We start from the raw sequence: 25673 nt of genomic DNA, 5'->3' as shown, positions 1-25673 counted from the left end.
TCGCCTGCGCTGCTGGCAGTGGCCCGCCCGATATGAGCAGGATGCGTTCCATGCCGCACTCCGGGGATCGCATGAATCGGCCAAGGCTTTCGCCAATCACAGCTCTCGGCTCCGCCGGGGTGCCGTGTCCATGATCATCGAACCGCGCAACGGCGACGCCGAGGACGATGCCAGCAGCACCAAGAAGCACTCGCTGATCGCGATCGCCGGCAGTCTGCTCGGCGAGATCAGCCTGCCCAAGCTCGCGCTCGCCTGGGTTCTGGGCGCCTTGCTGCCGAGCCTCCTGCTGGGCGCAGCTCCGCTGGTGGTGACGGCGTGGTTCGCATCCGTATCGGGCCGCGTGGTGGCGCTGGCCGGGATCGGCTCGCTCGTTTTGCTCGCACTTGTCGGCATAGTCGGCTGGTATGGCTTCCGGCCGCTGTTCCGCATCGCCGAGAAGAGCTTCTGGTCGTTGAACGCTCTGGTGGTCCAGCCGGGCTACGCGGTCTGCCGCGAAGGGCTGCAGCATCTTGCGGAGAGTTTCAGTTCCGTCGGAGCCGATCCCGATAAGCGCGCACGATTGCGGGCAGGCAGCGCGATCGGGGCAGGCTTGCTGGGCTGCGCCGTCGCCGGGGCGGTCTTCGCCCTGGTCTGGCCGGCGACACGCTGGTCGGGCGGCTTCGCCGACTTCATCGACCCGCTGCGGCTCGTCGTGCCGGCTCTCGCAAATGCCGTCGCGCTGATGTCGGTCTATCTGGCGGTGGCGTCGCTGCTCTGGGGCATGGCCGACGGCCTGATGGATCAGCCACGCGACCTCGGCGGCTTCGACACCGCGGCCGCATCGGCGCGGCGATGGCGCGTCGCCCATCTTTCCGACGTCCATGTCGTCGGCGAGCGCTATGGCTTCCGGATCGAAAGCGGGCGCGCCGGTCCGCGCGGCAACGAACGCTTCCTGCAGGTGCTCGACAGGCTGGCGGAGATCCACGAGAGCGAGCCGCTCGACCTGCTGCTCATCACCGGGGACATGACCGATGCCGGGCGCTCGGCCGAGTGGGGCGAATTCCTCGACGCGATGGAACGCCATCCCGCCCTCGCCGGTCGCTGCCTGATCCTGCCGGGCAATCACGACGTCAACATCGTCGACCGCGCCAATCCCGCCCGGCTCGAGCTGCCGGGAAGCCCGGGCAAGCACCTGCGCCAGATGCGGACCCTTTCCGCCATGGCGGCCCTGCAGGGCGAGCGCGTGCAGGTCTTCGACCAGCGCCGGACCAGGCTCGCAGGCAGCCTCAGCGCGGCGCTTGAACCGCATCGCGAGAAGATCGCCGCCTTCGCCGACGCCGGCGGCCTGCGCCGAGCGGTGGGACTCGAAGCCGTCTGGGCGGATGCCTTTCCGATGGTGCTGCCGCCGGCGGAACCGGACGGGCTCGGCGTCATCCTGCTCAACTCGAATGCCGAGGCGCATTTCTCCTTCACCAACGCTCTTGGGCTGGTCGCCGAGGAGGACATGCAGGCCACCATCGCCGCGGCCCGCGCCTTCCCGCAGGCGCGGTGGATTTTGGCGCTCCATCACCACCCGATCGAATATCCGAAACCGGCGAAAGCCTTTTCGGAGCGGATCGGAACCGCGCTGATCAACGGCAGCCGCCTCTTGCGGCTGCTGCGGCCCGTCGCCGCCCGCATGGTCGCGATGCACGGCCACCGCCATATCGACTGGATCGGGCGCTGCGGCGCGCTGAAGATCGTCTCCGCGCCCTCCCCGGTCATGGAGGCGACGAATGCGGAGCCAACCTGCTTCTACATTCACACGCTGGCGGCAGCGCCCGAGGGGATCGCGCTGCTCGAACCGCAGCGCATCCTGATCGCGCCGGCACCGCCCGCCATTACGGCGTGACGGGCGCGCCTTCGGGGACCTTATCTTCCTTCTGCGGCGAGCCGAAGATTTCGGCGAGCCACAGGCTCGACGGATGCAGGGCGCAGAAGGTGAGGAAGGCGATGGTGATGGGCACGCCGATGAAGGCGCCGAACACACCCCAGAGATAGCTCCAGAAGAACACCGAGAACAGCACTGTCGCCGGCGAGATCGAGAGCGCACTGCCGGCCACGCGCGGCTCGACATAGCTGCCGACGACGAACTGGATCAGGTTGAGGCAGGCGAAGACCGCGACCACCGCCTGCCAGGAGCCGAACTGCGTCATCGCGAACAGCGTCGGGAAGACGGTGGCGACGAGCGGCCCGAGGAACGGGATGTAGTTGAGCGAGAAGGCGATGAAGCCCCATTCCTCGGCCAGTTGCAGCCCGACGGCTCTGGCGAAGAGCCAGACCAGGACGCCGGTGATCAGGCTCATCAGCGTTCGCACCAGCATGTAGCGCCTGATTTTGGCCGCCGTCATCATGCTGCCTTGCAGCAGCAAGGCCCCAGCGGCGCGGTTGCGCATGCCCTTGAGCTTGCGGCCGAAATCGTCGACCTCCAGCAGCCCGAGAAAGACGTAGACGAGAACAACGAGCCAGAAGCTCATGGTGCTGTTCAGGCGGCCGGTCACGGTCTGCGCGGTGCGCAGCATCCAGCCGACACTGAACGCCTCCGACCAGGCTCCCGCGACCGCTATGCCGTGTCCTTCGAGCCAGAGTGTGATCTGGTCATAGAAAGCCTGGAAGCGGGCGGCGTCGCTGACGATCCAGCGCCCGACACGTCCGAACGCGGACACCACCAGCGACCCGACATAGACGAACGCGACGGTCATGACGATTACGCTGACCGCGAGCGCGAGCAGCCGCGGTAGAAAGCCCTGAAGCATCTTCTGCAGGGGCCAGACCAGCGCGATGATGAACAGCGCGAAGGCGACCGGCGCGAAGACCGAACTCGCGATCGACAGCGCCGCAACGACGAGGATCGTCGCAACGACGACCTGGGCCGCCTGATAGATGCCGCCACTCGTCATAGGCCCGCCCAATTCCGCATCCGGAGCGTCGCCGACACGGCTCGATTTCAAAGACACCCGTCAAACCCCCTTGGTGAACTCGGCGAGATCGAGCGTCGAGCGCTTTCCGATCTCGTCGCGATGCGTCCGGTAGAACATCTCGGCCGAGCGCCTGCCCTCGTCATGCAGCATCGTCAGGAACTCCCACTCGGCATTGAGTTTGGAAGAGTAGCCGAGCTCCGTCATCGCGTCGCTGGCGATGCGGTGGATGCGCATGCGCGCCCAGCGGGCGCCCTCGCCCGAGCCGGAGACTGCCTCACGCTGCAGGAGAGCCATCATGCGCAGCTCCTTCAGCAGAACCGCGTTGAAGGAGACCTCGTTGAGGCGGTTGAGAATGTCGCGCGCCGTCCGCGGTGTGCCCGGCCGCTCGACCGGATTGATCTGGACGAGGATCGTGTCGCTCGCGTTGCTCTCCTCGATCAACGGGGTCATGGTCGGGTTGCCGGAGTAGCCGCCGTCCCAATAGCTGTCGCCGTCGATCTCGACGGCTTGAAACAAGGTCGGCAGGCAGGCCGAGGCGAGCAGCACCTCGGGGGTGATTTCGGCGTTCCGGAAAACGCGGTTGCGGCCGGTCCGGACATTCGTCGCGCTGATGAACAGCTTGATCGGGCATTTCGCGAGCGCCTCGAAGTCGATCACCTCGGCGAGGATGTCCGTCAGCGGGTTCGTGCCCATCGGGTTGAGGCTATAGGGCGAGACGACGCGGGACATCATGTCCATCGCCACGAACAGCGGCGAGGTGTCGAGCGTCCAGCGCCCAAGCAGGACATCGAGCGGCGAACGCTGGAACGGGCTGAAGCGCGCAGCGTCCGAGACCTTCCGCCAGAATTCGTTCAGGGCCTCGCGCGCGCCGGCCCGTCCGCCCGTGACATAGCCGGAAGCGAGGACCGCGGCGTTCATGGCGCCGGCCGAGGTGCCCGAGATAGCCTCGATCGTCAGCCAGTCTTCCTCGAGGATCCGGTTCAGCACGCCCCAGGTGTAGGCGCCATGTGCGCCGCCGCCCTGCAAGGCGAGATCGATGTTGAGCGGCTCGCGCGACGCTGCACTGCCGCGCTCATCGCTGGCGCTGCTGGAAGTGGAAGGTGCCTTGCTCACGATTTCACCCTTGTTGATAGAACAGGCCGCCTCACGACGACTTCACCAGCCCGGAGAAGCCCGCGACGGCGAGCAGGCTCAAGGCCCAGCCGACGACCGACTGGAAATAGAAGTAGTTGATGGCGGCCCGTCCCCCCGGCTTGGTCGGATTCGGCCGCCAGAAGGTACGCTGCCCCATGTCGAGCACAGGAAGCAGCGTGTCGAGCGAATACATCCAGGGGCTGAAGGCGGGGTAGCTCGAGGCCTCCCAGCGTTGCCGGAAGCAGGCGAGCTGGTTCTGGCCGGGCGCCGCCAGCCCTTGCGAGGGGCCGGTGGCGACCAGCGGGCGCTGCTCGCTCCGCTCAATGCCGCACAAGGTCCATTCGGGCGCGCGCAGCACCACGGCGCTGTTGGGCATCAGCGCGCCCTGGCGCTCGGCATAAGCGAAGATCGCGACGCCCACGAGCCAGAAGAACACCAGCCAGACGAGCGCGAAAAGCGGCCTGCGGCCGTATCCGAGCGTGATCCCGAGGATGCCGTCGGCGACGAAGAGAATTACCCGCCAGACCGGGTTCTCCGTCCGGGCGCGGCGCGCCCTGCGCTGCAGGCGTTCCTTGATGACGAGGACGGAGCTGGCATCCTCGCCATGGCCCATCTCGCGAAAGACGGCGGCGAGCTGCTCGTAGGGCTGCGGCCAGAAATCCTCGCCCCAACGCTTGGGCGTTTGACGCGCCAGCCAGTCCAGACGGCTCTCGGCATCGACCGGCCCGTCGATGAAGGCGCCATAGCGGCAGCGGTTGAGGAGCAGGTCACCGGCCCTCGGCCAGCTCGCTGCCTCGTCATGGATCGTGCCAATCGAGGCGCCGGTGAGTGCGAGCGTGCCGTCCAGCCTTGCCTCGCGCCGCAGGAAGAACGCGCCCTTGACCACGACACGGCTCGCTTCGATGGCCGTCTTCCCGGCATTTTCCACGGTCGTGCCGGAGCAATCGAGATCGCCGGCGATGGCCGAGCCGGTCAGCCGCACCTCCCCCGTGATTCGGGTGCCGCGCAGGACGACGCTGCCGTGGCAGGCGATCTCGCCGGCGTCGAGCGCCATTCGATCGAAAGCGGGGATGCTCGCACCGGCCGCATCCAGATCGGCGGCCAGCACGGCGCCGGACAGGTTGATCCCGCCGCGCAACATCGCCCCGCGCAGGAGCACGTTGCGAGCCTCCAGGCTGCGGCCCAGCAGCGCATAGTCTCCGCGGTTGCGGATCGCCGCACCATCGCATTGCAGGTTCCCGCCGAGCCGCGCTTGGTCGAGATTGACCGCCCCTTCGACCTCCGCGCCGCGCAGATAGACCCCGCCGCGCGCCTCCAATCGCTCGCCCTGCAGGCCGGGAAGCCGCGAGCCATCGAGGAACAGCCGGTTGATGATCGCCGCGCGCAGGATCGGCGTCGCCTCGAAATGGCAGTCGTTCAGGCCGATATCGCGGAAGACGCGGCAGGCTTCGAGATCGAGGACCTCCGTGATCCAGGCGCCCCGGATCAGGACGCCCTTCTCATGCGGGCGGAAGCCCGGCTCGCCGCCCAGGATCAGGAAGCGCAGGAAGGCGGCGCGAACCGACCGGGTCGGATCCGCCTGCGTCGGCAGGATGCCATCCCCCAGCCTGTCGAAATTGCCGGACTGGAGCCTGGCGACGATCTCCTCCTCCGCCGGAAGCAGAGGCCGGAAATCCTCGAGACGCGCGGTCGACGCCGCCCAGACGGCGGCCTCCGCTCCCAGGCTCCAGTCCAGGGTCACGTCGCGGCCGCTTGCGTGTCCGCCACGGCCGAGAGGGCTTCGCGCAGCTGGGCTTCCTTCGTTTCATCGAAGGAGGTGCTGATCAACGTGCCGCCGGTTCCCTTGAGATCGGCCAGAACCTTGTCGGTGGTCATCTTGCGGATCAGCAGGAAGAGACCGGCGGTGTTCGGCTGGAGCGCCGAGGCGGCATCCTTCATGAACTGGTCGTTGATGCCGATGTCGCTGAACTTGCCGCCCAGCGCACCCGAGGCGGCGCCGATCGCGGTGCCGATGAGCGGCGACAGGAAGATGAAGCCGATCAGCGTGCCCCAGAGCGCGCCGGAAGCCGCGCCCGTGGCGGTCAGGTTGATCATCTGGTTCAGCTTGACGTGGCCCTTGTCGTCCTTGACCACGACGACGGCGTCGCCGAGCTCGATCAGGTATTCGCGCTGAAGCGAGAGGACCTTCTGACGGACCTCCTCGGCCTTCTGTTCGGTCGGAAAGGCGATGAAAACGAGATCGCTCATGAGTGTAGCTCCGGGTTCGGGCGGGGGGGAAAGATTGACTGGCCGGGTACCGCCTGTGCCCTGCCGATCAGGAATTCGGCCAGCAGCGGGACAGGACGCCCCGTAGCGCCGCGGATTCGGCCGGCGGTTGAAGCGGTTCCGGAGATGTCCAGATGCGCCCAGGGATAGGCGGTGGCGAAGCGGGCCAGATCGGAGGCGGCGGCGATGGCGTCGGGCGGTTCGTCGGCCGGGTCCGCCTCACCGGCCGCAGAGGACGCCGGATCATCATCCCATAGCGGCAGCCGCCAGACGCGATCGCCAGACCGTCCACCGCATTTCATCAGTTCCGATGCAAGAGCTTCGTCATTGGCGAACAGGCCGCTGGCATGACTGCCCAAGGCGACGACGCAGGCGCGCGTCAGCGCTGCGACATCGATGACGCAGCTCGGCGAAAACTGCGCGGCGTAGCCGAGCACGTCGCCGAGCAGCGAGGACTCATGTGCCTGCCGGCGCCGGACTGCTTTCGGCGCGGCTGGGCGCCATCCGCCTTGACGCGGTGTCCAACCCTGGCTGGCGACGATGAGCCCCACGACATTCAGAGCGAGGCCGAGCCGTTCCACCGTCCGCATCGCGCCCAGCACGCTGGCGATCCCGCGCATGTCGCGGATCGGGGCGCGATGCAGGCGCTGCTCATGCTCGGGCAGCGCGTCCAGCGCCGCCACGCCGTTACCGATCAGGACAATCGGCCGGCCCGTCGCCAAGCGCCGGTCACTTCTCAGGACGATGAGTTTGCAGTCGCCAGCGGCGATCTGTTCTCCGGCGAGAAACGCCGCCAGCCCGTGTTCCTCGAATTCGCGCCGCCCGAGCACGTCGACGCTGAAGCCGAACTGGTTCGCCATCGCCTCGGCCGTCCGCGCGATGAAAGTCGGCGTGCACAAATCCGGCGGCAGGTTTCCGAGCTCCTTGGCGAAGGAGACGCCCTCTCCGATGGCCACGCCCTGCCGAAGCGCCGTGACCAGCTCCGAGGTCAGGGTTTGCGGCACCAGCAGCATGATGTTGCGCCGCTCCTCCCGAATGGGCACGTCAGGCAATCCGAAATCATAGCGGCCATCGGCGAGGATGCGCCCCGCCTGCTGCATCCGCCAGCTGAGCGTCCGGCGCGGGACCTCGTTCTCCGCCAGCGTCACGACTACCTCGGTAGCGGGGTCGCCATTGAGGGCTTTGGCCACGACGGAGAGTGCCTGGCGATAGGCCCTGTCCGAAAAAGTCTCCGCACGTCCGAGGCCGACCAGCAGCAGTCGTTTCGCCGCGACGCCCGGCAACGGCCCGACCATATGCATGGCGCCAACGGCGTCTCCGAGACCGGCCCGGCCGAGGATGCCGGCGAGCCGGCCGGAGCAGCGATCGTTCACGGCCCGAGCCGACCCCGTCAGCGGGCCATCGCCGAAGACGCCGAGGACGAGCAACTCGGCCCCGAGCTTTTCCGCTTCTCCGACTGCCGGAATGATCTCCATGGATGCCCTCTGCCGGGGAAACATCGTGTCGGTGGCCACATTTCGAAACGCTTTGACCTGGTATCGCGCCAGCTCCTGCCGCCGCGTCACGGTCGCTGCGGCGAAGCAGCGGCCTCCTGGCGCGAGCCGGATCGCTGCTCGGGCAACAGCCTGACGCGCTGACCGGGATGCAGCGCCTGGATACCGGCCGAGACGATCGTTTCACCCGGCTCCAGCCCCTGTGACAGGATGACCTTGCCCGGATCGAAGCGCAGCACATCGACGCTGCGCAGGGAGACGGTCGACTTGACGGGATCGACGATCCACACGGCGGGCGAGCGGCCCTGCTGGGTCAGCGCGCTCGCGGGGATCGAGACGATTGCGGCGGTGGTGAGCTCGACCGTGCCGACGACGGTGGAGCCGAGCCGCATCGCCTCGGGCGGATTCTGCAAGCCGACCCTGATGGCGAAGGTCCGCGTCACCGGATCGGCCTGCGGGGCGACCTCGCGCACTGCGCCATAGGCCGTCACCGTCGGCGCATCGGCCAGCGCGACGCGGATCCGAGCGTCGCTGAGATGGGTATCGAGCACGGCGGCCGGCACGTTGAAGACCGCATCACGGCTGTCGTCGCGGGCGATCTGGACGACGACCTGACCGGGCTGCACGACCTCCCCGGGCTCGATCTGCCGCGCCGTCACCACGCCGTCGACATTGGTGCGCAATTCGGTGAAGCCGAGCCGGTCCCGCGCCAGCTCGAGCTGCGCCTCCGCATTCTCCAGCCGGGCCTGCGCGGTTTCCTGGGCGCGCTGCGCCTGGTCGAAACGCGGCCTCGTGGTGAAGCCCTGCGCCATCAGGCGCTCCTGGCGCTCGAAGGTGTTGCGCGCCGTGTCGACCTCGCCGCGGGCAGCTTCCAGCGCCGCCTTGGCTGCCGCCAGCGCATTCTGTTCGAGGGCCGGTTCGAGCCTTGCGATGACCTGCCCCGCCTTCACCCGGTCGCCGACATTCACCGGGCGTTCGAGGACGCGCCCGCCGATGCGGAAGGCGAGCCCGACATCCTTCTTCGCCTGGATCTCCCCGCTGAGCTGGATGTCGTCGGAGAACTGCCCGGCCTCGACCGTGACGACCCCGACCGGCCTCCCCTCCGCCTGCGGCGCCTTCTCGCTACTGCAGGAAACGAGGACTGTTCCCAGTAGCGCGGCGGCGGCGACCCGTCCCAACCCGTTCATCGGCATCCGCCTCGTCGCGATCGCGCTCATGACAGGGAGCCTCCCGCACCGGCCGTCCGCCCCGCCCTGCCGCCCGCGCTCGCTGCGCCGAAGACGGTGACGTAGAGGACAGGCAGAAGAACGAGGGTCAGCACGGTCGCGACCAGCAGGCCGCCCATGATCGCGAAGGCCATCGGCCCCCAGAACACGGTCGGCGCGATCGGGATCATGCCGAGCACGGTCGAGATGGCCGTCAGCATGATCGGGCGGAAGCGCGTGCCGGCGGCGTCGATGGCGGCTTCGACCACGCCCTTGCCGGCTGCACGCTCGTCCTCGATCTGTCCGACCAGGATCACCGCGTTCTTGGTGATGATGCCGATCAAAGCGAGGATGCCGAGCAGCGCGACGAAGCCGAGCGGCTTGCCGGAAAGCAGCAGCGCTCCGACGACGCCGATCAGTCCGAGCGGCGCGATGCTGAGCACGATGGCGAAGAGCCTGAAGCTCCTGAGCTGCGCCATCAGCACCGTGAACATGATCAGCAGCATCACGGGGATCACGGCGATGACCGATGCCTGCGACTTGGCGCTCTCCTCGACCGTGCCGCCGACGGTGATGTCGTAGCCGGCCGGCAGCGTCTTCCGCAGCGCGTCAACCGAGGGCTGCAGTGCGCCGACGACGGCATCCGGCAAGGTGCCGGGCGGCACATCGGCAGAGACCGTCAGGTTCGGCACCCGGTCGCGACGCCAGATCAGCGGCGCATCGAGCCCGTAGCTGAAGCTCACGAACTGCGAGACCGGCACCGAGCGGCCGCTCGGCAGCGCGACCTGCATGCTGCGTAGTGTGTCGAGCGAGGCGCGCTCGGCGTCCTGGGCCCGCACGACGACGTCGACGAGGTAGATGGAGTCGCGCACCTGGGTGACGACCGTGCCGGAGACTACGGTGTTGACGATCGCGGCGACCGCGGCGGAGCTGAGGCCGAGCCGGCGCGCCTCGTCCTGGTCGACGCGCAGGCGCAGTTCGCGGGCGGGCTCGATCCAGTCGAAATTGATCTGGAGCGCCTTGGGGTTCGACGCGACGACCTGCGCGAGCTGCATCGCGATGGTGCGGACCTCGGCGATGTCCGGGCCGCTCACGCGGTACTGCACGGGCCAGCCGACTGGCGGGCCGAGCTCGAGCGGCGAGACGCGCCCGACCACATTGGGGAAGTCCTTCGCGAGAAGCGCCTCGAGCTTTTTCTGCAAGCGCTCGCGCGCAGCCACGTCCTTGGCGACGATCACGGCCTGGCTGAAGAAGTCGTTGGGAAGCTGCGCATTCAGCGGCAGGTAGAAGCGGATCGCGCCGCGGCCGACATAGGTGCTCCAGCGCTCGACATCGGGATCACCCTTCAGCGAGGCCTCGAAGCGGTCGACGAGATCCTCGCTCGCATAGATCGAGGCGTTCTGCGGCAGGGTGAGGTCGACGAGCAGCTCGGGCCGGTCCGAGGCCGGGAAGAACTGCCGCGGCACGAGCGCCAGCGCCAGGATCGACGCCACGAACAGGCCGAGCGTCACTGCGATCGTCACCCAGCGCAGCCTGATCGCGCCGGAGAGCAGTGAGCGGAATCCGCGCTCGACCCGCCCCGGCTCTTTGCCCTGGGCCGAAGCGTCAGGTGCCTTCAGCATGGCGACGCCGAGCACCGGAGCGAAGAGGACGGCCACGAACCAGGATACGACGAGCGCGATCGTCACCACCGCGAAGAGCGAGAAGGTGTATTCGCCGGCCGAGCTCGCCGCGAAGCCGATCGGCACGAAGCCGGCGATGGTCACCAGCGTGCCGGCCAGCATCGCAGTGGCGTATTTGTCGAAGGCGAAGGTCGCCGCCTTCATCTTCGCGTCGCCTGCGGCCAGCCGCGTGACCATGGCATCGGTCGTGGTCATGGCGTCGTCGACCAATAGCGCGAGCGCGATGATGAGCGCGCCGAGCGAGATTCGCTGCATGTCGATGCCGGCGACCAGCATACAGGCGAAGACGATGGCGAGCGTCAGCGGGATCGCGAGCGCGACGACGAGGCCCGGCCGCACGCCAAGGCTAATGAAGCTGATGAAGAGGATGATGCCGACCGCCTGCCAGAGCGAGGTCATGAAGTCGTTGATCGCGTGCGAGACCGTTACGGCCTGGTCGGCGACGAGATAAGGCTCGATGCCCAGCGGCAGGCCGGCGGTGATCCCCGCCATCGCCTTCTTGATGTTGCTGCCGAGCGCCAGGATGTCGCCGCCCTCGCGCATGGCGATGCCAAGCCCGATCGCATCGCGCCCATTGACGCGGAACATCGGCGTCGGCGGATCGACCTGCCCGCGCCTGATCGTCGCGATGTCGGCGAGGCGTACCATCCGGTCGCCGGCCGGGAAGTTGATGCCGAGCAGATCGGCCTCGGACTGGAAGGCGCCGGACACCCGTACCGAGAACGTCTCGTCCTGCGTCTGCACCTCGCCCGCCGGCCGTACCACGTTCTGCGCCTGGAGCGCCGCAAGCAGCGCGGAACGATCGAGGCCGAGATTGGCGAGCTCTCTCACCGAGAATTCGATGAAGATGCGTTCATCCTGCGCGCCGATGATCTCGATCTTCGAGACATCGGGCACGAGCAGCAGGCGCGACCGGATGGTCTCGACATGGTCGCGCAGCTCGCGGCTGGAGAAGCCGTCCGAGGTGAAGCCGTAGATGATGCCGAACGTGTCGCCGAAGCGGTCGTTGAAGAACGGCCCGAGTGTGCCGGCCGGAAGTGTGTGCCGCATATCGGCGATGAGATTGCGCACTCTGTACCAGGTGTCCTGGACCAGGCGGCCGGGCACTTCACCTTTGAGGTTGACGAAGATCGTCGTCACGCCGGGCTTGGTGTAGCTGCGCACGCTGTCGAGGCCGGGCGTCTCCTCGAGCTGCCGCTCGAGGCGCTCGGTGACCTGGCTCAGCGTGTCTTCCATGCTGGCGCCGGGCCAAACCGCCGAAACCACCATCGTCTTGATGACGAAAGCCGGGTCCTCGTTGCGGCCGAGCCGGATGAAAGCGAAGATTCCGGCCGCGACCGCCACGATCATGAGATAGATCACGACCGAGCGGCTCTTCAGCGCCCATTCCGAGAGGTTGAAGCTCATCGCGGCTCCGCTCCGATCAGGCGTACGCGCTGGCCTTCACGCAGAAGCCCCGCACCGGCGGTGACGACGATGTCGCCGATGTCCAAGCCCTTGGCGATCCTGACCGCCGCCGGGTCCGCGCTAGCGACGTCGAGCTTCCGCAGCGAGACCGTCAGGTTCTTGGGGTCGACCACCCATGCCCCTGTCGCCTGATCACGCTGCGTCAGGGCCGTCGCGGGGATGGTGATGGCGCCGCTCGCGCCGGCGCGGATCGAGCCCGAGACCGCGGCGCCGAGCCGGAAGGCCGGCGTGGGGTCGGTGAGGCCGACCCTGATCCGGAAGGTCCGGGTCACCGGGTCCGCCTGCGGCGCGATCTCACGTACGCGTCCGGTCGCCTCCGCTCCCGCCTCCCCGGTCAGCGCAACCCGCACCGGCATGCCGGGCGTGAGCTGACGCACCAGATCGGCCGGGATCTCGAAGACCGCGTCGCGGCCCTCTCGCCGCGCGAGCTGGACGATCATCCGGCCGGCCGTGACGACCTCGGAAGGCTCGGCACCGACGCGCGTCACGATGCCCGGCGCGTCAGCCGTTAACGTCGTGAAGCCGACGACGTCCTCGGCGGAGCGAACACGCGCCTGGGCGGCGTCGACCTGCGCGCGGGCCGCCGTGAGCGCCTGCTGGGCGGCCTCGAAATCGGCCTGCGTGGTGATGTGGCGATCGAGCAGATGGCTCTGCCGCTGGAACTGGTTCTCTGCCTTGCGCAGATCGCCCTGCGCGGCCGTGAGCGCAGCCTGGGCCGAGCGGAGATCGTTGAGCTCGTTCTCGGGGTCGAGCCGCGCGACGATCTCTCCCTCCTTCACGCTCGCGCCGACGCCGACAAGGCGCTCAGCCATCCGTCCGCCGATGCGGAACGCAAGCGAGGCCTGATCCTGCGCTTCGATATGGCCGGTGAAGGCGAGATCGGGCGCCTGGCGCGGCGCCTCGACCGTCACGGTGCGGACATAGCGCACCGGAGGCGGAGCCTCCTTCTCCTCCCGATTGCAGGAGGCGACGCCGAGCGCGACGACGGCCGCGGCCGCGACGCAGCCCAGGCGCGATGAAGCTTCGCTGCGCCTCATGCCCGCTCCGCGGAAGCCCCCCGGTGCCGTGTCGGCCCCGGACGCCGTAAGCCTCGCCTCTGCATCGAACTGTTCCTCTGACGGCTGCCGCGTCGCGCATCCGCAAGCGCGTTTGCGCCCAGCAAAGCTCTTCGGGACCCTGGATCGACGCTAGCAACAGCCGAGGAGGCGTGGATTAGCTCAGAATCCCAACTCTGGGCTGCTCATCCCATTGTTGGGAAAGGTCACTCTCCCGCTAGGTCACGCTCAACGGTTCCCGCGTCGAGACACGGCGCAGACCTAGGGCAACCGCCAGCAACAGGGAGAGCCCGGCCGCGGCGACAACGGCCATGACGAGGTAGATCTGCTCTCCCCACGTCTCGTAGAGCAGGCCGCAAAGCGTCGTCAGGACGCCCATGGCGCCGGCCCAACTGCCGGCGAGCCAGGCCTGGGCACTGGCTTGCATTCCGCCCGGCGCCAGCCGCGCGAGGAGAAAGATGCCGGCAAGATGCGTAGCGCCGAATGTCACCCCATGCGTCAACTGGAGAAACACTAGCGTGGAAAGGCTCGGATCCTGCGACATCGCTCCCCAGCGCAGGATGGTGGCGACCGCCGCGCCGACCAGCAGGCCAGCTGCGCTCGAGACGCCTTTGACGCGGTAGCCAAGGAAGGAAAACAACACGACCTCGGACAGGACACCGAGCGCCCAGAGCCCGCCCATCGCTGCGCCGGGAACCCCGGCTGCCTGCCAATGGAGCGTACCGAAGCCATAGTATGCGGCGTGGCTTGCCTGCACCAAGGCAGCGCCGGCAATTGTGCCGATGAGCAGCAATGGGCGCACCGCCCGCGCTTCGCTCGCTTCGGCAGCGCGCGGGCCGTTCGATCGGGGGGCCATGCAGCTGGTAGCGGCCGCCGCCGTGAGGACGGACGAGAGCAGCAGCATTGGGACGATCGAAGAGGTCGAAAACCATTCGAGCGACCAGCCGGCTGCGAGATTGGCTGCCGCGAAACCGAGCGATCCCCACAGCCGGATGCGCCCGTAAGTCAGCTCGGATCGCGGCGTTTCGGCGAGACGGCCGAGCGTCATCGCGTCGGCCAAGGCAATCAATGGGCCCTGCGCCAGAGCAATGGCGACGACGACGGCGAGGATCGGCCAGAAGCCGCGCGCCACGGTCAGGAGGCAGGTGCCGGCAGCAACCAGCGCCGCGCAGACCGCAAGCGTCGCCGAGATGCGTCCGCTCCGGTCCGCGAACGCCCCGACCGTGGGATTCGCGATAATTCGGATCAGCAACGGCGCCGCCAGAACGATGCCGATGGCGTCGGCGTCGAGAGACTGGGCTTGCAGCCAGAGCGGGAAGAACGGGAGATTGACCCCAAGTTCGAAGAACAGACATGCGTAGAGAAGCGAAAGCCGCCCCCTGGGCAGGCCAGCGGCCGGGCTCGCTAGCGGGACCTGCCGAACAGCGGAATCTGAGGTCCACCGGCCGAAACGCGGCGTTCTGGCACGTGCTCGAAGCCGCATCGTTCAGCCTTCGATCGCCTCGCCCCGCTCATCGGTGAAGGCGCGCACGATCCCCTGCTCACGCGCTTCGGTCGGGCTGTAGCCGAACTCGCGGCGAAAGGCCCGGCTGAAGGTGGAATGATCGACGAAGCCGACCTCGCTTCCGATCGCGTGGATCGAAAGCGTTTCACGCTGCGAGCTCAACCGGAGATGGGCTTCGCGCAGCCGCTCCCTGTTGATGAAATGAGCCACCCCGCCACAGTTCTCGAAAAGCCGGTAGAGCTTCGAGCGGGACATCGCCAGCAGGCGGGCCAGCCGTTCAGGGCCGAAATCCGGCGAGGCCATGTTCTGGCGCACGACGTTGCGGGCCCTGTCGACGAGAACCGACCCAAGAGGCGCCCTCGCCGCCTCTTGGTAAACCGATTGCGGGATGATGCAGGCCGCAACGAGCGCCCTGGTCGGCATTTCGAGGCTTGCTGCATGCTCCGCGGTGACGTGCGGCAGCTGTCGCACCAGACTGTCCAAGTAGCCGATGAGCAGCGGCGCGAAATCCTGGCTCACGGCCAGATCATGCGCCCAATCGAAGCGCTGCTCGTCGGCAACGCGCTGGTCGCGCGGGAGATACAGGGTGATAACCTCGCTGTCCCGGGCTCTCCCCTCATAAGGGAGCGCCAGCGAACGGAAGCTCAGCTCTTCGTGCAGCACGCCATTCGCAGCCTTCGTCCGCGCCAGCACGACGCACCAATGATCGAGATAGGATTTGGGCCGGTGCCGCCATTGCCTGTCCGGCGCGCCGGAATAGACGACATGCGTCAGAGCAAGCTCACCCACGCGCCATGAGGAGAATTCGGCGGCGAATCCCGCCWGGGATTCGCGCGTCGGGAAAAGCTCGATGGTGTTCCCATGCAAGGACCGCCAAGCGTCAAATTGATCCTTCGCGTGAAGCTCTGCAGTGCAAAAATGCGCTACGGAAAACACGCTGGCGTCCTTCCTCACTCCGCCATGAGAGAAAGCCGGCATCGGACACTCCGATCATTCGACGCTCGTCAGAAGTAAGGTGAAATTCCAACACAACCCGAAGTCGATTGAAATTGATCGAAGTCAATAAACCGAAACAAGATCAATATTGCTTATTCAGTATTTCAAATTTATTATATCAGTCAAATATTGGCACCATCGACCTAGGCCGTCAACCCTATGGCGTCGCTGCGGCATCGAACACTCTGATCGGCGCGGTGACGAGGAGTGTCGCCGCCGAGCCGATCGCCCCGGCAGCAGCCAGCGGTGCCGGGACGTCGACATCGGTGATCACCTGGCCTTGCAGCAACCTGTCGCCGATCAGGCGAACGGCGTCCGGGCTGGCCGCGAACAGATCATGGTTGATCCTGTCCCCCGCATTGATCGCGGACAGATCGATCACGGTGATCCCGGACAGCCCCGCGAACTGGGTGCGGTACTCCTCCTGCGTCGGGTCGATACCGCCGAGCCGGGTCCCCCCGCGCGAAATGAAGCGGGACAGCTGCAGTGCCCGGTCGTGCTGTGCCGTGAACAGGGTGATCTGCGGTCGTTTCGGACCCATATCCTCGATCTGACGGCGGAAGACCCCGACATCGAGATCTGGCGATGCCAGGATGAGGTTGCTGATCTTGCGCGGGACGCCGCCATCCCTGAGGGCGATCTGCCTGACCGCTTCGACCGCTGGCCAGCTCCCCATCGAATGGGCCAGGATCAAGATTTCCCGAACCGAGGGGCTCGCAGCCGCCACCTTCAGCAGATCCGCCAGATCCGAGCGCGAGTAGGAGGCGTTGTCGAAGTCGCGGCTGTAGTCGAGCAGATAGCCGCGCGATGGCCAGGAGAACAGCACGGGCGCCGCATCGGCATCCGCATCATGCGCCAGCTGCGCGAAACGGAAGACTGCGCGGTCGAACGGCGTGTTGAATCCGTGGACGAAGACGAAGACGCGCTTCGACCGCCCGCTCGTCGAACGGAACCAGTCGACGAGTTTGGCTTTCGGCACCGGCGTCGCGCTTGTGACGACGAAATCCGTGGCGGGATTGCCGGGAACCGAGCGCGGCAACTGGATTGTGCCGGCCTCGCGCTCACGCGGGATCGAGACGATGATATTGCTGAACGAAACATGCTCGCCCCGGTCGCCGGTGAAGAGGATACCGGGATCGGGCGAGGCTGCGCGCGTCGTTGCAGCCAGCATATCGACCCGGTCGGTTCCGGGCGCCGCGGCGACGGGCTGCAGCAGCCCCTGCGGCGTCGAGGCGCAAGCGCCGAGACCGACGGCAAATACCAGGAGAGCAAGACGGCATCGAACCATCCGGCCGATATGCGCGCGCAGCTCAGGCTGAATCCTGCCGTCGGTCGCGCAGCCGGCCCCCGCCCAGCTTGCGCGGCCATTTTCTTTGCCCCGAGCTGGCATCGCTTCGACTCGTTGGTTACCGGTAGGCGGCATTTCGCATGCGCAGCAGACCGTAGGAAACCCCCTGGCCCACGGCAAGCGAAAGCATCTCCTGCCGCCGTGACCGGCTGAACTTTGGGACAGGGGGCCCAAAGTTTGGGATTCTCTGCCGATGCCCTCCCCGTGCCCGGATTTATGGTTCGCTTTCGAGACTCGGAGTCTTGTCGGCGCCCATCATCGGGTCGTGCGGGCCTGCCGCTGATCTTGCGTCGAGGGCCTTGGCTCAAGGGGGATAAGAGCGATGACGACTGACGCCGCCGCGCCGAAGACAACCATGCAGAGGTTCCTCGACACCGTCGAGAAGGTCGGGAACATGGTTCCCCACCCCGTCATCATCTTCCTGATCCTCATCGGCATCGTGATCGTCCTGTCGGCCGTGCTCGGGCTCTTCGGCGCCGCCGTCACCTTCGAGCGGATCAATCCCGACACGCACAAGATCGAGACGGCGAGCACGGCGATCCAAAGCCTGCTGACGATCGACGGCATCCGCTTCATGTATTCGTCGCTGATCCCGAACTTCATGAGCTTCACGGCGGTGGGGCTGATGATCGTCGCGATGATCGGCGCCGGCGTCGCCGAGGAATCGGGGCTCGTCACCGCGCTGATCCGCAAGCTGGTCATCGTCTCCCCGCACTGGGCGCTGACCTATATCCTGGCCTTTGTCGGCATCCTCGCCAGCATCGCGGCCGACGCCGGCTATCTCGTGCTGATTCCGCTGGCCGGCATCGCCTATCTCGCTGTCGGGCGCCATCCGGTTGCCGGTCTGGCGTTGGGTTTCGCTGCAGTGGCCGGAGCCTTCACCGTCAACATGCTGATCAAGCCGCTCGACGCCGTTCTGGTTGAGTTCACCAATGATGCGGCGCGCCTCGTCGACCCCAACCGCACGATCGGCCTGGCTTCCAATCTCTGGTTCTCGATCGCCTCGGTGCTGTTCCTGACCGTCATCATCGCCTTCATCACCGACAAGATGATCTCGCCGCGCCTTGGAGCCTACGATCCGAAGCTGGCGGCCGAGGGAACCGTCACCGAGCAGGGCGCCGTGCTGTCCGAGGCGGAGTCGCGCGGGCTTCGCTTCGCCGGCTTCGGCCTGCTCGCGCTGATCGCGGTATTCTGCCTGCTGACGCTCCCCGCGGGCGCGCCGCTGCGCAACCCGACGACCGGCGAGCTCATCGGCAACTCGCCCTTCATGAACGGCCTGATCGCCCTGATCATGCTGATGTTCCTGATCACCGGCTGGGCCTACGGCATCGGCGCCGGGACCCTGAGGACGCTGTCGGAGGTCATCGCCGCGATCGAGAAATCGATCAAGAACATGGGCGGCACGATTTTCCTCTTCTTCGTGCTCAGCCAATTCGTCGCCTATTTCACCTACACCAATATCGGCACGGTGATGGCGCTGAGCCTTTCCGGGATGCTGCAGGCAGCCAATATCGGCGCCCTGCCGCTGCTGCTCGGCTTCATCGTCGTGGTCGCGCTCATCGACCTCCTGCTGACCGGCGCGATCGCGAAATGGGCGATCTTCGCTCCGGTCTTCGTGCCGCTGCTGATGAAGCTCGGCGTCGAGCCCGAGGCCGTGCTCGCCGCCTATCGCATAGGCGATTCCCCGATGAACGCGATCACGCCGCTCAACGCCTATTTCGCTCTCGTGGTCGGCTTCATCCAGAGATACGACAGGAACGCCGGCGTCGGCACCGTGGTCTCGCTGATGCTGCCCTATGTCGTGTGGATGTTCGTGCTGTGGACGGCGCTCTTCGCCGTCTGGAAGATGCTCGGCCTGCCCTGGGGGCTGTGAGCCTCTTCGCCGGCCTCCCCCGTCGCCAACTCAACCCGACCGGATGCAGATCATGACGACACCATCCATCCCGCTCGATGTCGAAGCCGCCATCGCCCATCTCATGCGCTTCCTCTCGGTCGAGGGCGTGACCGGCAAGGAGGCGAATATCGGCGCCGCGGTCAGCGACGCGCTCAAGGCCGTCGGCGTGCCCGCCTCGGCCATCCGCTTCGACGACGCCAACAAGCGCATTCCCCTGCCGACCGAGACGGGAAACCTGATCGTGGACCTGCCGGGCACCAAGGCCGGCCCGCGCCTGCTGTTCTCGACCCATCTCGACACTGTGCCGCTCTGCGCCGGCGCCAAGCCGAAGCGCGAGGGTGACCGCATCGTCTCCGACGGCACCACGGCGCTGGGCGGCGATGCCCGCACCGGCGTCGCCCTGCTCGTCGTGCTCGCAGAGACGCTAATCAAGCACAAGCTGCCGCATCCGCCGATCACGCTGCTGTTCACGGTGCGCGAGGAAAGCGGCCTGCACGGCGCGCGCGAGCTGAATCCGAAGGACCTCGGCGGCGCCGTCATGTGCGTCAATGTCGATGGCCAGCTCGCTTCCGAGTTGCTGATCGGCGCGGTCGGCCAGGAGAACTGGGAGGTCGAGATCACCGGCAAGGCGTCGCATGCCGGCGTCGCGCCCGAAAAGGGCATCTCGGCCACGCTCGTCGGCTCGATCGCCATAGCGGAGGCCCGCCGCGAGGGCTGGTTCGGCAAGATCGTCAAGCCGGACGGGCGCGGAACCAGCAATGTCGGCATTTTCGGCGGCAAGGGCGGCACGGTCGCAGCCGGCGACGCCACCAATGTCGTGACGGATTACGCCTATATCCGCGGCGAAGCGCGCAGCCCTGAGGCCGCCTTCGCCACGAAGATCGCCGAGGCTTTCAAGGCCGCCTTCGCCAAGGCGCAAGCTGAGGTCAAGGACGATGGCGGCGAGACCGCAAAGGTGACCTTCACCCATAAGCCGGCCTATCCGCCTTTCGAGCTCGACAAGAATTCGCCGGTGGTGAAGCGCGCCGCCAAGGCCCTCGGCATTCTCGGCATCGAGCCGAACTACCTGTTCTCCAATGGCGGCCTCGACGCGAACTGGCTCGACAAGCATGGCGTGCCGACGATCACGATCGGCGCCGGCCAGGCCGAGATCCACACGATCAAGGAATATGTGAACCTGACCGAGTACGAGAAGGGCTGCCGGCTCGGCATCCTGATGGCGACGCTCGAGGACTGAGACCCTTCCAAGCAGGGTCTGCGATCGAGCAGGACCCACAAGGAGCTGATGCGTGAGTCCGATCGCCTATACCGGCATCATCATCGCGATTGCCGTCGTCCTGTTCGTCACGAACAAGGTGCCCGTCGTGCTCGTCGCGATGGGCACGGCGCTCGGCTTGTGGGCGACCGGCGTCCTCACCTTGCCGCAAGCGCTGAGCGGCCTGGGCGATCCCGCCGTCATCTTTATTGCCTCGCTCTTCGTCGTCAGCTCCGGCCTCGAGGTGACGGGCGTCACTGCCTGGGCGGGCCAGCTCCTGATCAAGGGCGCGGGTGAGGAAAGCCGAACACGTCTGCTGCTGATGATGATGGCGCTGGTCGCGCTTCTCGTCGCGCTGATCAGCCTCAATGGCGCGGTCGCCGCGCTGCTGCCGGTCGTCGTCGTCATCGCGGTCCGGCTCAAGCGCAACTCGTCGCAGCTGCTGATGCCGCTGGTCTTCGCCGGTCATGCCGGCTCCATGCTTGCGCTCACCGGCACGCCGGTGAACGTGCTGGTCTCCGAAGCCGGGCTCGACGCCGGCGTCGGCGGCTTCGGCTTCTTCGAATTCGCTTTGGCCGGCATCCCTCTGCTCGCCGGCACGATGGCGATCATCATCCTCTTCGGCGAAAAGCTGCTGCCGCAGCGCAATGGCGCGACCATGCCGGCTGATTTCAGCCGCCATGCCCGCACGCTGGTCGAGCAATACGGGTTGGCAAGCGGCCTCCATCAATTGCGTGTCCGCGCGAGCTGCCCCTATGTCGGAGCGTCATCCGGCGCGATCGCGCTGGACGAATGGCCCGGGCTTCAACTGGTGGCGGTCCAGGACGGCAACACGGCCGGCCCGCTGCGTCGGACAACCATCGCCGAGGGCGATTATCTGCTGCTGCGCGGCGACGCCGAGGCGGCTGCCAATTTCTCGGCCAAGATGCATCTCGCCTTCCGTGAGGAAGGGGCCGGCGACAGCGAGGAAACCCTGTTCAACCGCCGCTCGGGCTTGGCCGAGGTGGTGATCCCGCCGCGCTCCGGCTTGATCGGCCAGTCCGTGTTTCCGGGCATGGTCACCGAAAGCGGCGACCTGATCATACTCGCCGTCCAGCGCGGCGCGAGCGCGGCTCCGACCGTCGGCGCAACCAAGGCCGCCGGCGTCATGCTGCAAGCCGGCGACACCATGCTGCTTCAGGGCACGTGGAAAGCGCTCGACACCCATCTCGACGACCCGGACGTGCTGGTCGTCAGCTCACCGGAGCTGGTGCGGCGGCAGGCCGTGCCGATGGGGCCGGGAGCCAAGCAGGCGATCATCATCCTGTTCGCGATGGTGCTGATGCTGGCGACCGGTGTGGTGCCCTCCGCCGTGGCGGGCCTGCTGGCGGCCGGCGCCATCATCCTCTGCGGCATCATGACAGTCGAACAATCCTACCGCGCGATCAGCTGGACGACCGTGATCCTGGTCGGCGCGATGATGCCGCTCTCGACCGCGATGATCGAGACGGGCGCGGCGAAGATGCTCGCGGACCGACTCGTCGGCCTGGTCGGCGATGCCGGCCCTACCGCGCTGCTCGCCGGCCTGTTCGTGTTGACCGCGATCATGGGGCAGCTCATCAGCAACACAGCGACCGCGCTGATCGTCATCCCGATCGGCGTCGCCGCCGCCGCCAGCATGGGCATCTCGCCGCGCCCCGTGCTGATGAGCACCGCCGTCGCCGCCGCCGGCGCCTTCCTGACGCCGATCGCCACTCCGACCAATCTGATGGTGATGGGCCCCGGCGGCTACATCTTCAGCGACTATTGGAAGCTCGGGCTGCCGCTCCTGATCTGGTTCTTCGTCGTCGCGGTTTTCATCGTGCCATTGATCTGGCGCTTCTGAGGGAGGAATACGATGCGTTGGAAGTTTGCTCTACTTGCGGCTGGCCTGGTCCTCGCGGGCTGCAATGCCGACTCGGCCGATCAGCGGACGCTGGGCGGCGGACTCATCGGCGCCGGCACTGGAGCTGCGATCGGCGGCATTGCGGGCGGCGGGCGTGGCGCGGCTGTCGGTGCCGCGATCGGCGGTATCACGGGTGCCGTGATCGGGCGCGCGACCACCCCCAACAACTGCATCTATCGCGACCGCTACGGCCGCACCTTCGAGGCGCGCTGCCCCTGACGGTCGCCGATCATTCGGTCCGGAGGTCATGGGACCGCCGTGACGTCGGCGGATGATGGTCTTCGAAGCCTGATCCGCGAGGCGCGCTCCACGCGCCTCGCATCCTGCTGCCCAGGAGGAAAAGCATGATCCGCGTGGGCAAGAAATATCAGCACCTGATCCACGGCGCAGCCTGCGGCTGCTCCAACCCGATGCTCGTCCAGGCCTCGCAGCGCCTCGATGCCTTCACGCGCCGGGGCCTCCTGACGGGAGCGGCCTTGCTGGCCGGCGCAGCGGTCGCGCCGGCTCGGGCGCAGGGCACGCGTCCCCCGATCAAGACCTTGTTCCGGCAGGTCAGCCTGTTCGACGGCAAGTCCAGCAGCCTCCAACAGGGCGCGCAGGTCCTGGTCGAGGGCAATCGGATCGCCGCGCTCGAAACCAGCAACAATCCGCCCCAGGGAGACTGGACGGTGATCGACTGCGGCGGCCGCATGTTGATGCCGGGCCTGATCGATGCCCATTGGCATACGCTGTTCGCAGCCGTTCCCGCGCCGACACTGATGACCGGCGAGCCCGGCTCGATCTTCACGGCCTCGACGGCCGAAGCAAACCGCACGCTGCTGCGCGGTTTCACCACGGTCCGTGACGTAGGCGGACCGGTCTTCGCCTTCAAGCAGGCTATCGACGCGGGCATCATCCCTGGGCCGCGCATCTTTCCTTCGGGCGCGATGATCACGACGACCGGCGGGCATGGCGACCTGCGCATGCTGAGCGACATCCCGCGCGATCCGGCGCGCCTCAGCCTGATCGAAAGCATGGGGGCTGCCGCGATCGCGGACGATGTCGGCGACCTCAGAATGAGAATCCGCGAGCAGCTGATGCAGGGCGCCTCGCAGATCAAGCTCGTGGGCGGCGGCGGCGTCTCCTCGCCGCGCAGCCCGCTCGACATGACGACATTCAGCGAGAGCGATCTCCGGGCGGCGGTCGCCATCGCCAGCGACTGGAACACCTATGTCACCGTCCATGCCTACGCGCCGCGCACGGTCCAGCGCGCGGTGGCGGCGGGCGCCGCCTGCATCGAGCACGCCCATCTGATGGACGAGGAAACCGCTGGCCTGCTGGCTCAGAAGGGCATCTGGCTGAGCATCCAGCCCTTCCTGACCGAGGCGGATTCCGTGCCGCTGACGGGGCCGAGCCGCGAGCGGATGCTGCAGGTCTTCGCCAGCACGCCGCGGGCCTACGAACTCGTCCGGAAGCACGGCATCAAGACGGCCTGGGGATCCGACCTGCTGTTCTCGCCCGAGATGACGCCCCGCCAGGGCGTGATGCTCACTCATCTCGGCCAATGGTACAGTAACGCCGAAGCGCTGCGCATGGCGACCGCAGGCAATGCCGAGCTCCTGGCATTGTCCGGCCCGCGCAACCCCTACCCCGGTAAGCTCGGTGTCATCGAACCGGGAGCGCTGGCGGACCTTCTTGTCGTGAACGGAAACCTGCTCGACGATCTCAAGCTCATTGAGCAGCCTGATCGGAGCCTCGCCGTCATCATGAAGGACGGGAAGCTCTACAGGAATTCGCTGGCCTCGTAGAGGGCTATGCGGATGTCTCAAACGCAACACAGGCCGGAACGCGCGCCCGGGCTGCAAGGCCGGCGAATCCGTGCCGGTAAAGGGAGCAAAACGGTATGATGGACAGGCGCCTGTTCCTGTTGGGCCTTCTAGGCGGCGTCGGCCTGGCGCCGAAAAGTGCCGCTGCCGAAACCGGCTTTCTCCCCGGCGGCGATCGGCCGGTCACGGTAGAGATCGCGCGCGCGCTGGACGAGGCCGACGCCGCCTTCAGCCAGCAGCGGCCGCAATTGCACTACAACCGCCAGCGCCAGCACGGGCAGCCGCCGCGCCATCGTCGTCAGCGCCGGCGTCCGCCGCATTGGCGCCATCGCTGATCGTCAGCAGGCCCTGCTCTGCGCAAGAACGGCCGCCGGGCGGGAGGCTCTTGGCAAGCCTCCCGGACATGAAAGAAAATGGCTAATTCAGGCCCCGAACTCCGTCGGGCGCCGCCCTAGAAGGTTTTTATGCGGCACATTTTGTCCACTGTGTGTGTCAGCCCCCGGAATTGATTGAGTCCTCACCATTTAGAAAGCTTGTCCAGCCACCCCTTTAGTGACGCGCGCTTGTTTTGGTTCAGAAAGGCGTCGTGCCTGCGATTGTGCGCGTTGGTTGGAAGCCATTCACTGCGTCGCCGTCCACTTCCCCGTCCCCTCCCCGCTGACAACCGCTATCTTTCTTTTTGGGTGGAGAGGCCAAGCGGATCAAGCTTGGCTACCCACGGAGCTTCCGCTGATGGCCGATACCCGGCATTCGGAATGTCCGCTTTCGAGCGGTTCAGTTTGACCAGATATCGCGTAGCCGAGTTGCCCCGTGGCTGACATCAGGAAAGCCCGCTCCCGGGACAGATCGTGATTCCGCTTTTGGCGCGACCCGGTGGTTGACCTTGGCCTTGGTCGTGCTGAAAGCATTGCAAAGCGCGGCGCTGACCACGGCCCCAAGTTCCCCTGGCGGCGGCCGCGGGCTTCGCGTGTGATTAAGGACCCTTGCCGAACGCTTCGAATACCAGTGCACGGAGCCAGCGATGGCCGGCATCGGCATCTATCCGCGGGTGGCAGATCTGCGACACGACGAGCTCGGGCATCTGGATCGGCAAATCGTAGAAGAAGTCCTCGAGGCGTTCAGTTTCGAAGGCGCAATTAACCCTACTCCGGAATCCAAAAGGGAGTAAAATTAGAGTGTTTGAGGGCACCCGGCAGAGATCGCAACCCACCGATGAACATGGAGGCGGATCATGACCGACTTCGGCGCCAAGAGGATCAAGGATGAGGTCATTCTGATTGCTCGAATCCTGCTTGCTCTGCTGTTCCTGATATTCGGTTGGAGCAAGCTCACCGATTACTCCGGGACCGTTGCCTACATGACGCAGACCGGCGTTCCCCTGCCGATGATTGCCACCCTCGTGGCGATCGTCGTCGAGTTTTTCGTGTCCATCGCAGTCATTCTTGGTGTCTGGACACGGCCCCTGGCAGTGGTGCTGGCACTCTACACCATTGCCAGCGCGTTCATCGGTCATCCCTTCTGGACCATGGCCGGGGCCGACCACTATGAGAACATGATCAACTTCTACAAGAACGTCAGCATCATGGGTGGCCTCTTCCTGCTCTACGTCACGGGAGCAGGCAAATACTCGATCGATGCGAGGCTGGGGGGCTTGGCCGGTGCACCGCCGCTGCGGCCTCGGGCTCCCTGAACGCGACCGGATTTGGC

The 25673-nt window shown here is 66.7% G+C and carries 20 protein-coding genes; 8 read left to right on the top strand and 12 right to left on the bottom strand.

Annotated features, from left to right (window positions below):
- The first annotated feature begins 130 nt into the window (after positions 1-130).
- Positions 131-1870 carry a metallophosphoesterase family protein gene (locus AB4Z16_RS20725; RefSeq protein ID WP_441513239.1) on the top strand — a complete coding sequence of 580 codons (1740 nt, stop codon included), beginning with the start codon at positions 131-133 and terminating at the stop codon, positions 1868-1870.
- On the opposite strand, the gene AB4Z16_RS20720 is transcribed toward AB4Z16_RS20725, so the two are convergent.
- The 11 genes from AB4Z16_RS20720 to AB4Z16_RS20670 all read right to left on the bottom strand — a co-directional run bounded on the left by AB4Z16_RS20720 (position 1860) and on the right by AB4Z16_RS20670 (position 17028).
- Complete coding sequence (locus tag AB4Z16_RS20720) at positions 1860-2918, bottom strand: AI-2E family transporter (RefSeq protein ID WP_441513512.1); 1059 nt, start codon at positions 2916-2918, stop codon at positions 1860-1862. The genes AB4Z16_RS20725 and AB4Z16_RS20720 overlap by 11 nt on opposite strands.
- Positions 2919-2978: 60 nt before the next feature.
- On the bottom strand, positions 2979-3965 hold the full coding sequence (locus AB4Z16_RS20715) for a patatin-like phospholipase family protein (RefSeq protein ID WP_441513511.1): 987 nt from the start codon (positions 3963-3965) through the stop codon (positions 2979-2981).
- A 118-nt stretch (positions 3966-4083) separates the two neighbouring features.
- The gene (locus AB4Z16_RS20710) at positions 4084-5814 is read right to left on the bottom strand and encodes a bactofilin family protein (RefSeq protein WP_441513238.1); all 1731 of its coding nucleotides are present in this window, start codon (positions 5812-5814) and stop codon (positions 4084-4086) included.
- Positions 5811-6320, bottom strand: coding sequence for a DUF1269 domain-containing protein (locus AB4Z16_RS20705; protein ID WP_441513237.1), 510 nt, complete (start codon positions 6318-6320; stop codon positions 5811-5813). Before AB4Z16_RS20705 ends, AB4Z16_RS20710 begins: the two co-directional genes overlap by 4 nt.
- Positions 6317-7813 (bottom strand): M17 family peptidase N-terminal domain-containing protein, encoded by a 1497-nt coding sequence (locus AB4Z16_RS20700; RefSeq protein WP_441513236.1) that lies wholly within the window; start codon positions 7811-7813, stop codon positions 6317-6319. The genes AB4Z16_RS20705 and AB4Z16_RS20700 overlap by 4 nt, the downstream gene beginning before the upstream one ends.
- Positions 7814-7899: 86 nt before the next feature.
- Positions 7900-9048, bottom strand: coding sequence for an efflux RND transporter periplasmic adaptor subunit (locus AB4Z16_RS20695; protein ID WP_441513235.1), 1149 nt, complete (start codon positions 9046-9048; stop codon positions 7900-7902).
- Positions 9045-12125: an efflux RND transporter permease subunit gene (locus AB4Z16_RS20690; protein WP_441513234.1), complete on the bottom strand. Its 3081-nt coding sequence runs from the start codon at positions 12123-12125 to the stop codon at positions 9045-9047. Before AB4Z16_RS20690 ends, AB4Z16_RS20695 begins: the two co-directional genes overlap by 4 nt.
- On the bottom strand, positions 12122-13222 hold the full coding sequence (locus AB4Z16_RS20685) for an efflux RND transporter periplasmic adaptor subunit (protein ID WP_441513233.1): 1101 nt from the start codon (positions 13220-13222) through the stop codon (positions 12122-12124). The genes AB4Z16_RS20690 and AB4Z16_RS20685 overlap by 4 nt, the downstream gene beginning before the upstream one ends.
- Positions 13223-13457: 235 nt before the next feature.
- Positions 13458-14723 (bottom strand): MFS transporter, encoded by a 1266-nt coding sequence (locus AB4Z16_RS20680; RefSeq protein WP_441513232.1) that lies wholly within the window; start codon positions 14721-14723, stop codon positions 13458-13460.
- 3 nt (positions 14724-14726) lie between these two features.
- Complete coding sequence (locus AB4Z16_RS20675) at positions 14727-15533, bottom strand: helix-turn-helix transcriptional regulator (protein WP_441513231.1); 807 nt, start codon at positions 15531-15533, stop codon at positions 14727-14729.
- Between the two features lie 364 nt (positions 15534-15897).
- Entirely contained in the window at positions 15898-17028 is a 1131-nt protein-coding gene (locus AB4Z16_RS20670) for an alpha/beta hydrolase (protein ID WP_441513230.1), read from the bottom strand.
- 382 nt (positions 17029-17410) lie between these two features.
- On the opposite strand from AB4Z16_RS20670, the gene AB4Z16_RS20665 reads away from it, so the two are divergent.
- The 5 genes from AB4Z16_RS20665 to AB4Z16_RS20645 all read left to right on the top strand — a co-directional run bounded on the left by AB4Z16_RS20665 (position 17411) and on the right by AB4Z16_RS20645 (position 23948).
- Entirely contained in the window at positions 17411-18961 is a 1551-nt protein-coding gene (locus AB4Z16_RS20665; RefSeq protein ID WP_441513229.1) for an AbgT family transporter, read from the top strand.
- A gap of 52 nt (positions 18962-19013) precedes the next feature.
- Entirely contained in the window at positions 19014-20219 is a 1206-nt protein-coding gene (locus tag AB4Z16_RS20660) for a M20/M25/M40 family metallo-hydrolase (protein WP_441513228.1), read from the top strand.
- Positions 20220-20271: 52 nt separating this feature from the next.
- Positions 20272-22101: an SLC13 family permease gene (locus AB4Z16_RS20655; RefSeq protein WP_441513227.1), complete on the top strand. Its 1830-nt coding sequence runs from the start codon at positions 20272-20274 to the stop codon at positions 22099-22101.
- 12 nt (positions 22102-22113) lie between these two features.
- Positions 22114-22380: a YMGG-like glycine zipper-containing protein gene (locus AB4Z16_RS20650; RefSeq protein ID WP_441513226.1), complete on the top strand. Its 267-nt coding sequence runs from the start codon at positions 22114-22116 to the stop codon at positions 22378-22380.
- Positions 22381-22505: 125 nt separating this feature from the next.
- Entirely contained in the window at positions 22506-23948 is a 1443-nt protein-coding gene (locus AB4Z16_RS20645; RefSeq protein WP_441513225.1) for a metal-dependent hydrolase family protein, read from the top strand.
- Between the two features lie 128 nt (positions 23949-24076).
- Here the strand turns inward: AB4Z16_RS20645 and AB4Z16_RS20640 are convergent, their stop codons facing one another.
- Positions 24077-24286, bottom strand: a complete 210-nt coding sequence (locus AB4Z16_RS20640) for a hypothetical protein (RefSeq protein ID WP_441513224.1) — start codon at positions 24284-24286, stop codon at positions 24077-24079.
- Between the two features lie 701 nt (positions 24287-24987).
- On the opposite strand from AB4Z16_RS20640, the gene AB4Z16_RS20635 reads away from it, so the two are divergent.
- Both AB4Z16_RS20635 and AB4Z16_RS20630 read left to right on the top strand, forming a co-directional pair.
- The gene (locus tag AB4Z16_RS20635; RefSeq protein WP_441513223.1) at positions 24988-25134 is read left to right on the top strand and encodes a hypothetical protein; all 147 of its coding nucleotides are present in this window, start codon (positions 24988-24990) and stop codon (positions 25132-25134) included.
- Between the two features lie 63 nt (positions 25135-25197).
- On the top strand, positions 25198-25656 hold the full coding sequence (locus AB4Z16_RS20630) for a DoxX family protein (protein WP_441513222.1): 459 nt from the start codon (positions 25198-25200) through the stop codon (positions 25654-25656).
- Positions 25657-25673 lie beyond the last annotated feature (17 nt).

It is taken from the genome of Allobosea sp. TAF32 (assembly GCF_052113585.1).
GTDB lineage: Bacteria > Pseudomonadota > Alphaproteobacteria > Rhizobiales > Beijerinckiaceae > Allobosea.
This window is presented reverse-complemented; position numbering and strand designations above follow the sequence as displayed.

Coding starts and splice junctions, on each gene's coding strand:
- AB4Z16_RS20725 (WP_441513239.1), top strand. CDS start 131: ATGATCATCGAACCGCGCAACGGCGACGCCGAGGACGATGCCAGCAGC.
- AB4Z16_RS20720 (WP_441513512.1), bottom strand. CDS start 2,918: ATGACGAGTGGCGGCATCTATCAGGCGGCCCAGGTCGTCGTTGCGACG.
- AB4Z16_RS20705 (WP_441513237.1), bottom strand. CDS start 6,320: ATGAGCGATCTCGTTTTCATCGCCTTTCCGACCGAACAGAAGGCCGAG.
- AB4Z16_RS20700 (WP_441513236.1), bottom strand. CDS start 7,813: ATGGAGATCATTCCGGCAGTCGGAGAAGCGGAAAAGCTCGGGGCCGAG.
- AB4Z16_RS20695 (WP_441513235.1), bottom strand. CDS start 9,048: ATGAGCGCGATCGCGACGAGGCGGATGCCGATGAACGGGTTGGGACGG.
- AB4Z16_RS20690 (WP_441513234.1), bottom strand. CDS start 12,125: ATGAGCTTCAACCTCTCGGAATGGGCGCTGAAGAGCCGCTCGGTCGTG.
- AB4Z16_RS20685 (WP_441513233.1), bottom strand. CDS start 13,222: ATGAGGCGCAGCGAAGCTTCATCGCGCCTGGGCTGCGTCGCGGCCGCG.
- AB4Z16_RS20680 (WP_441513232.1), bottom strand. CDS start 14,723: ATGCGGCTTCGAGCACGTGCCAGAACGCCGCGTTTCGGCCGGTGGACC.
- AB4Z16_RS20670 (WP_441513230.1), bottom strand. CDS start 17,028: ATGGTTCGATGCCGTCTTGCTCTCCTGGTATTTGCCGTCGGTCTCGGC.
- AB4Z16_RS20665 (WP_441513229.1), top strand. CDS start 17,411: ATGACGACTGACGCCGCCGCGCCGAAGACAACCATGCAGAGGTTCCTC.
- AB4Z16_RS20660 (WP_441513228.1), top strand. CDS start 19,014: ATGACGACACCATCCATCCCGCTCGATGTCGAAGCCGCCATCGCCCAT.
- AB4Z16_RS20650 (WP_441513226.1), top strand. CDS start 22,114: ATGCGTTGGAAGTTTGCTCTACTTGCGGCTGGCCTGGTCCTCGCGGGC.
- AB4Z16_RS20645 (WP_441513225.1), top strand. CDS start 22,506: ATGATCCGCGTGGGCAAGAAATATCAGCACCTGATCCACGGCGCAGCC.
- AB4Z16_RS20640 (WP_441513224.1), bottom strand. CDS start 24,286: ATGCGGCGGACGCCGGCGCTGACGACGATGGCGCGGCGGCTGCCCGTG.
- AB4Z16_RS20635 (WP_441513223.1), top strand. CDS start 24,988: ATGGCCGGCATCGGCATCTATCCGCGGGTGGCAGATCTGCGACACGAC.
- AB4Z16_RS20630 (WP_441513222.1), top strand. CDS start 25,198: ATGACCGACTTCGGCGCCAAGAGGATCAAGGATGAGGTCATTCTGATT.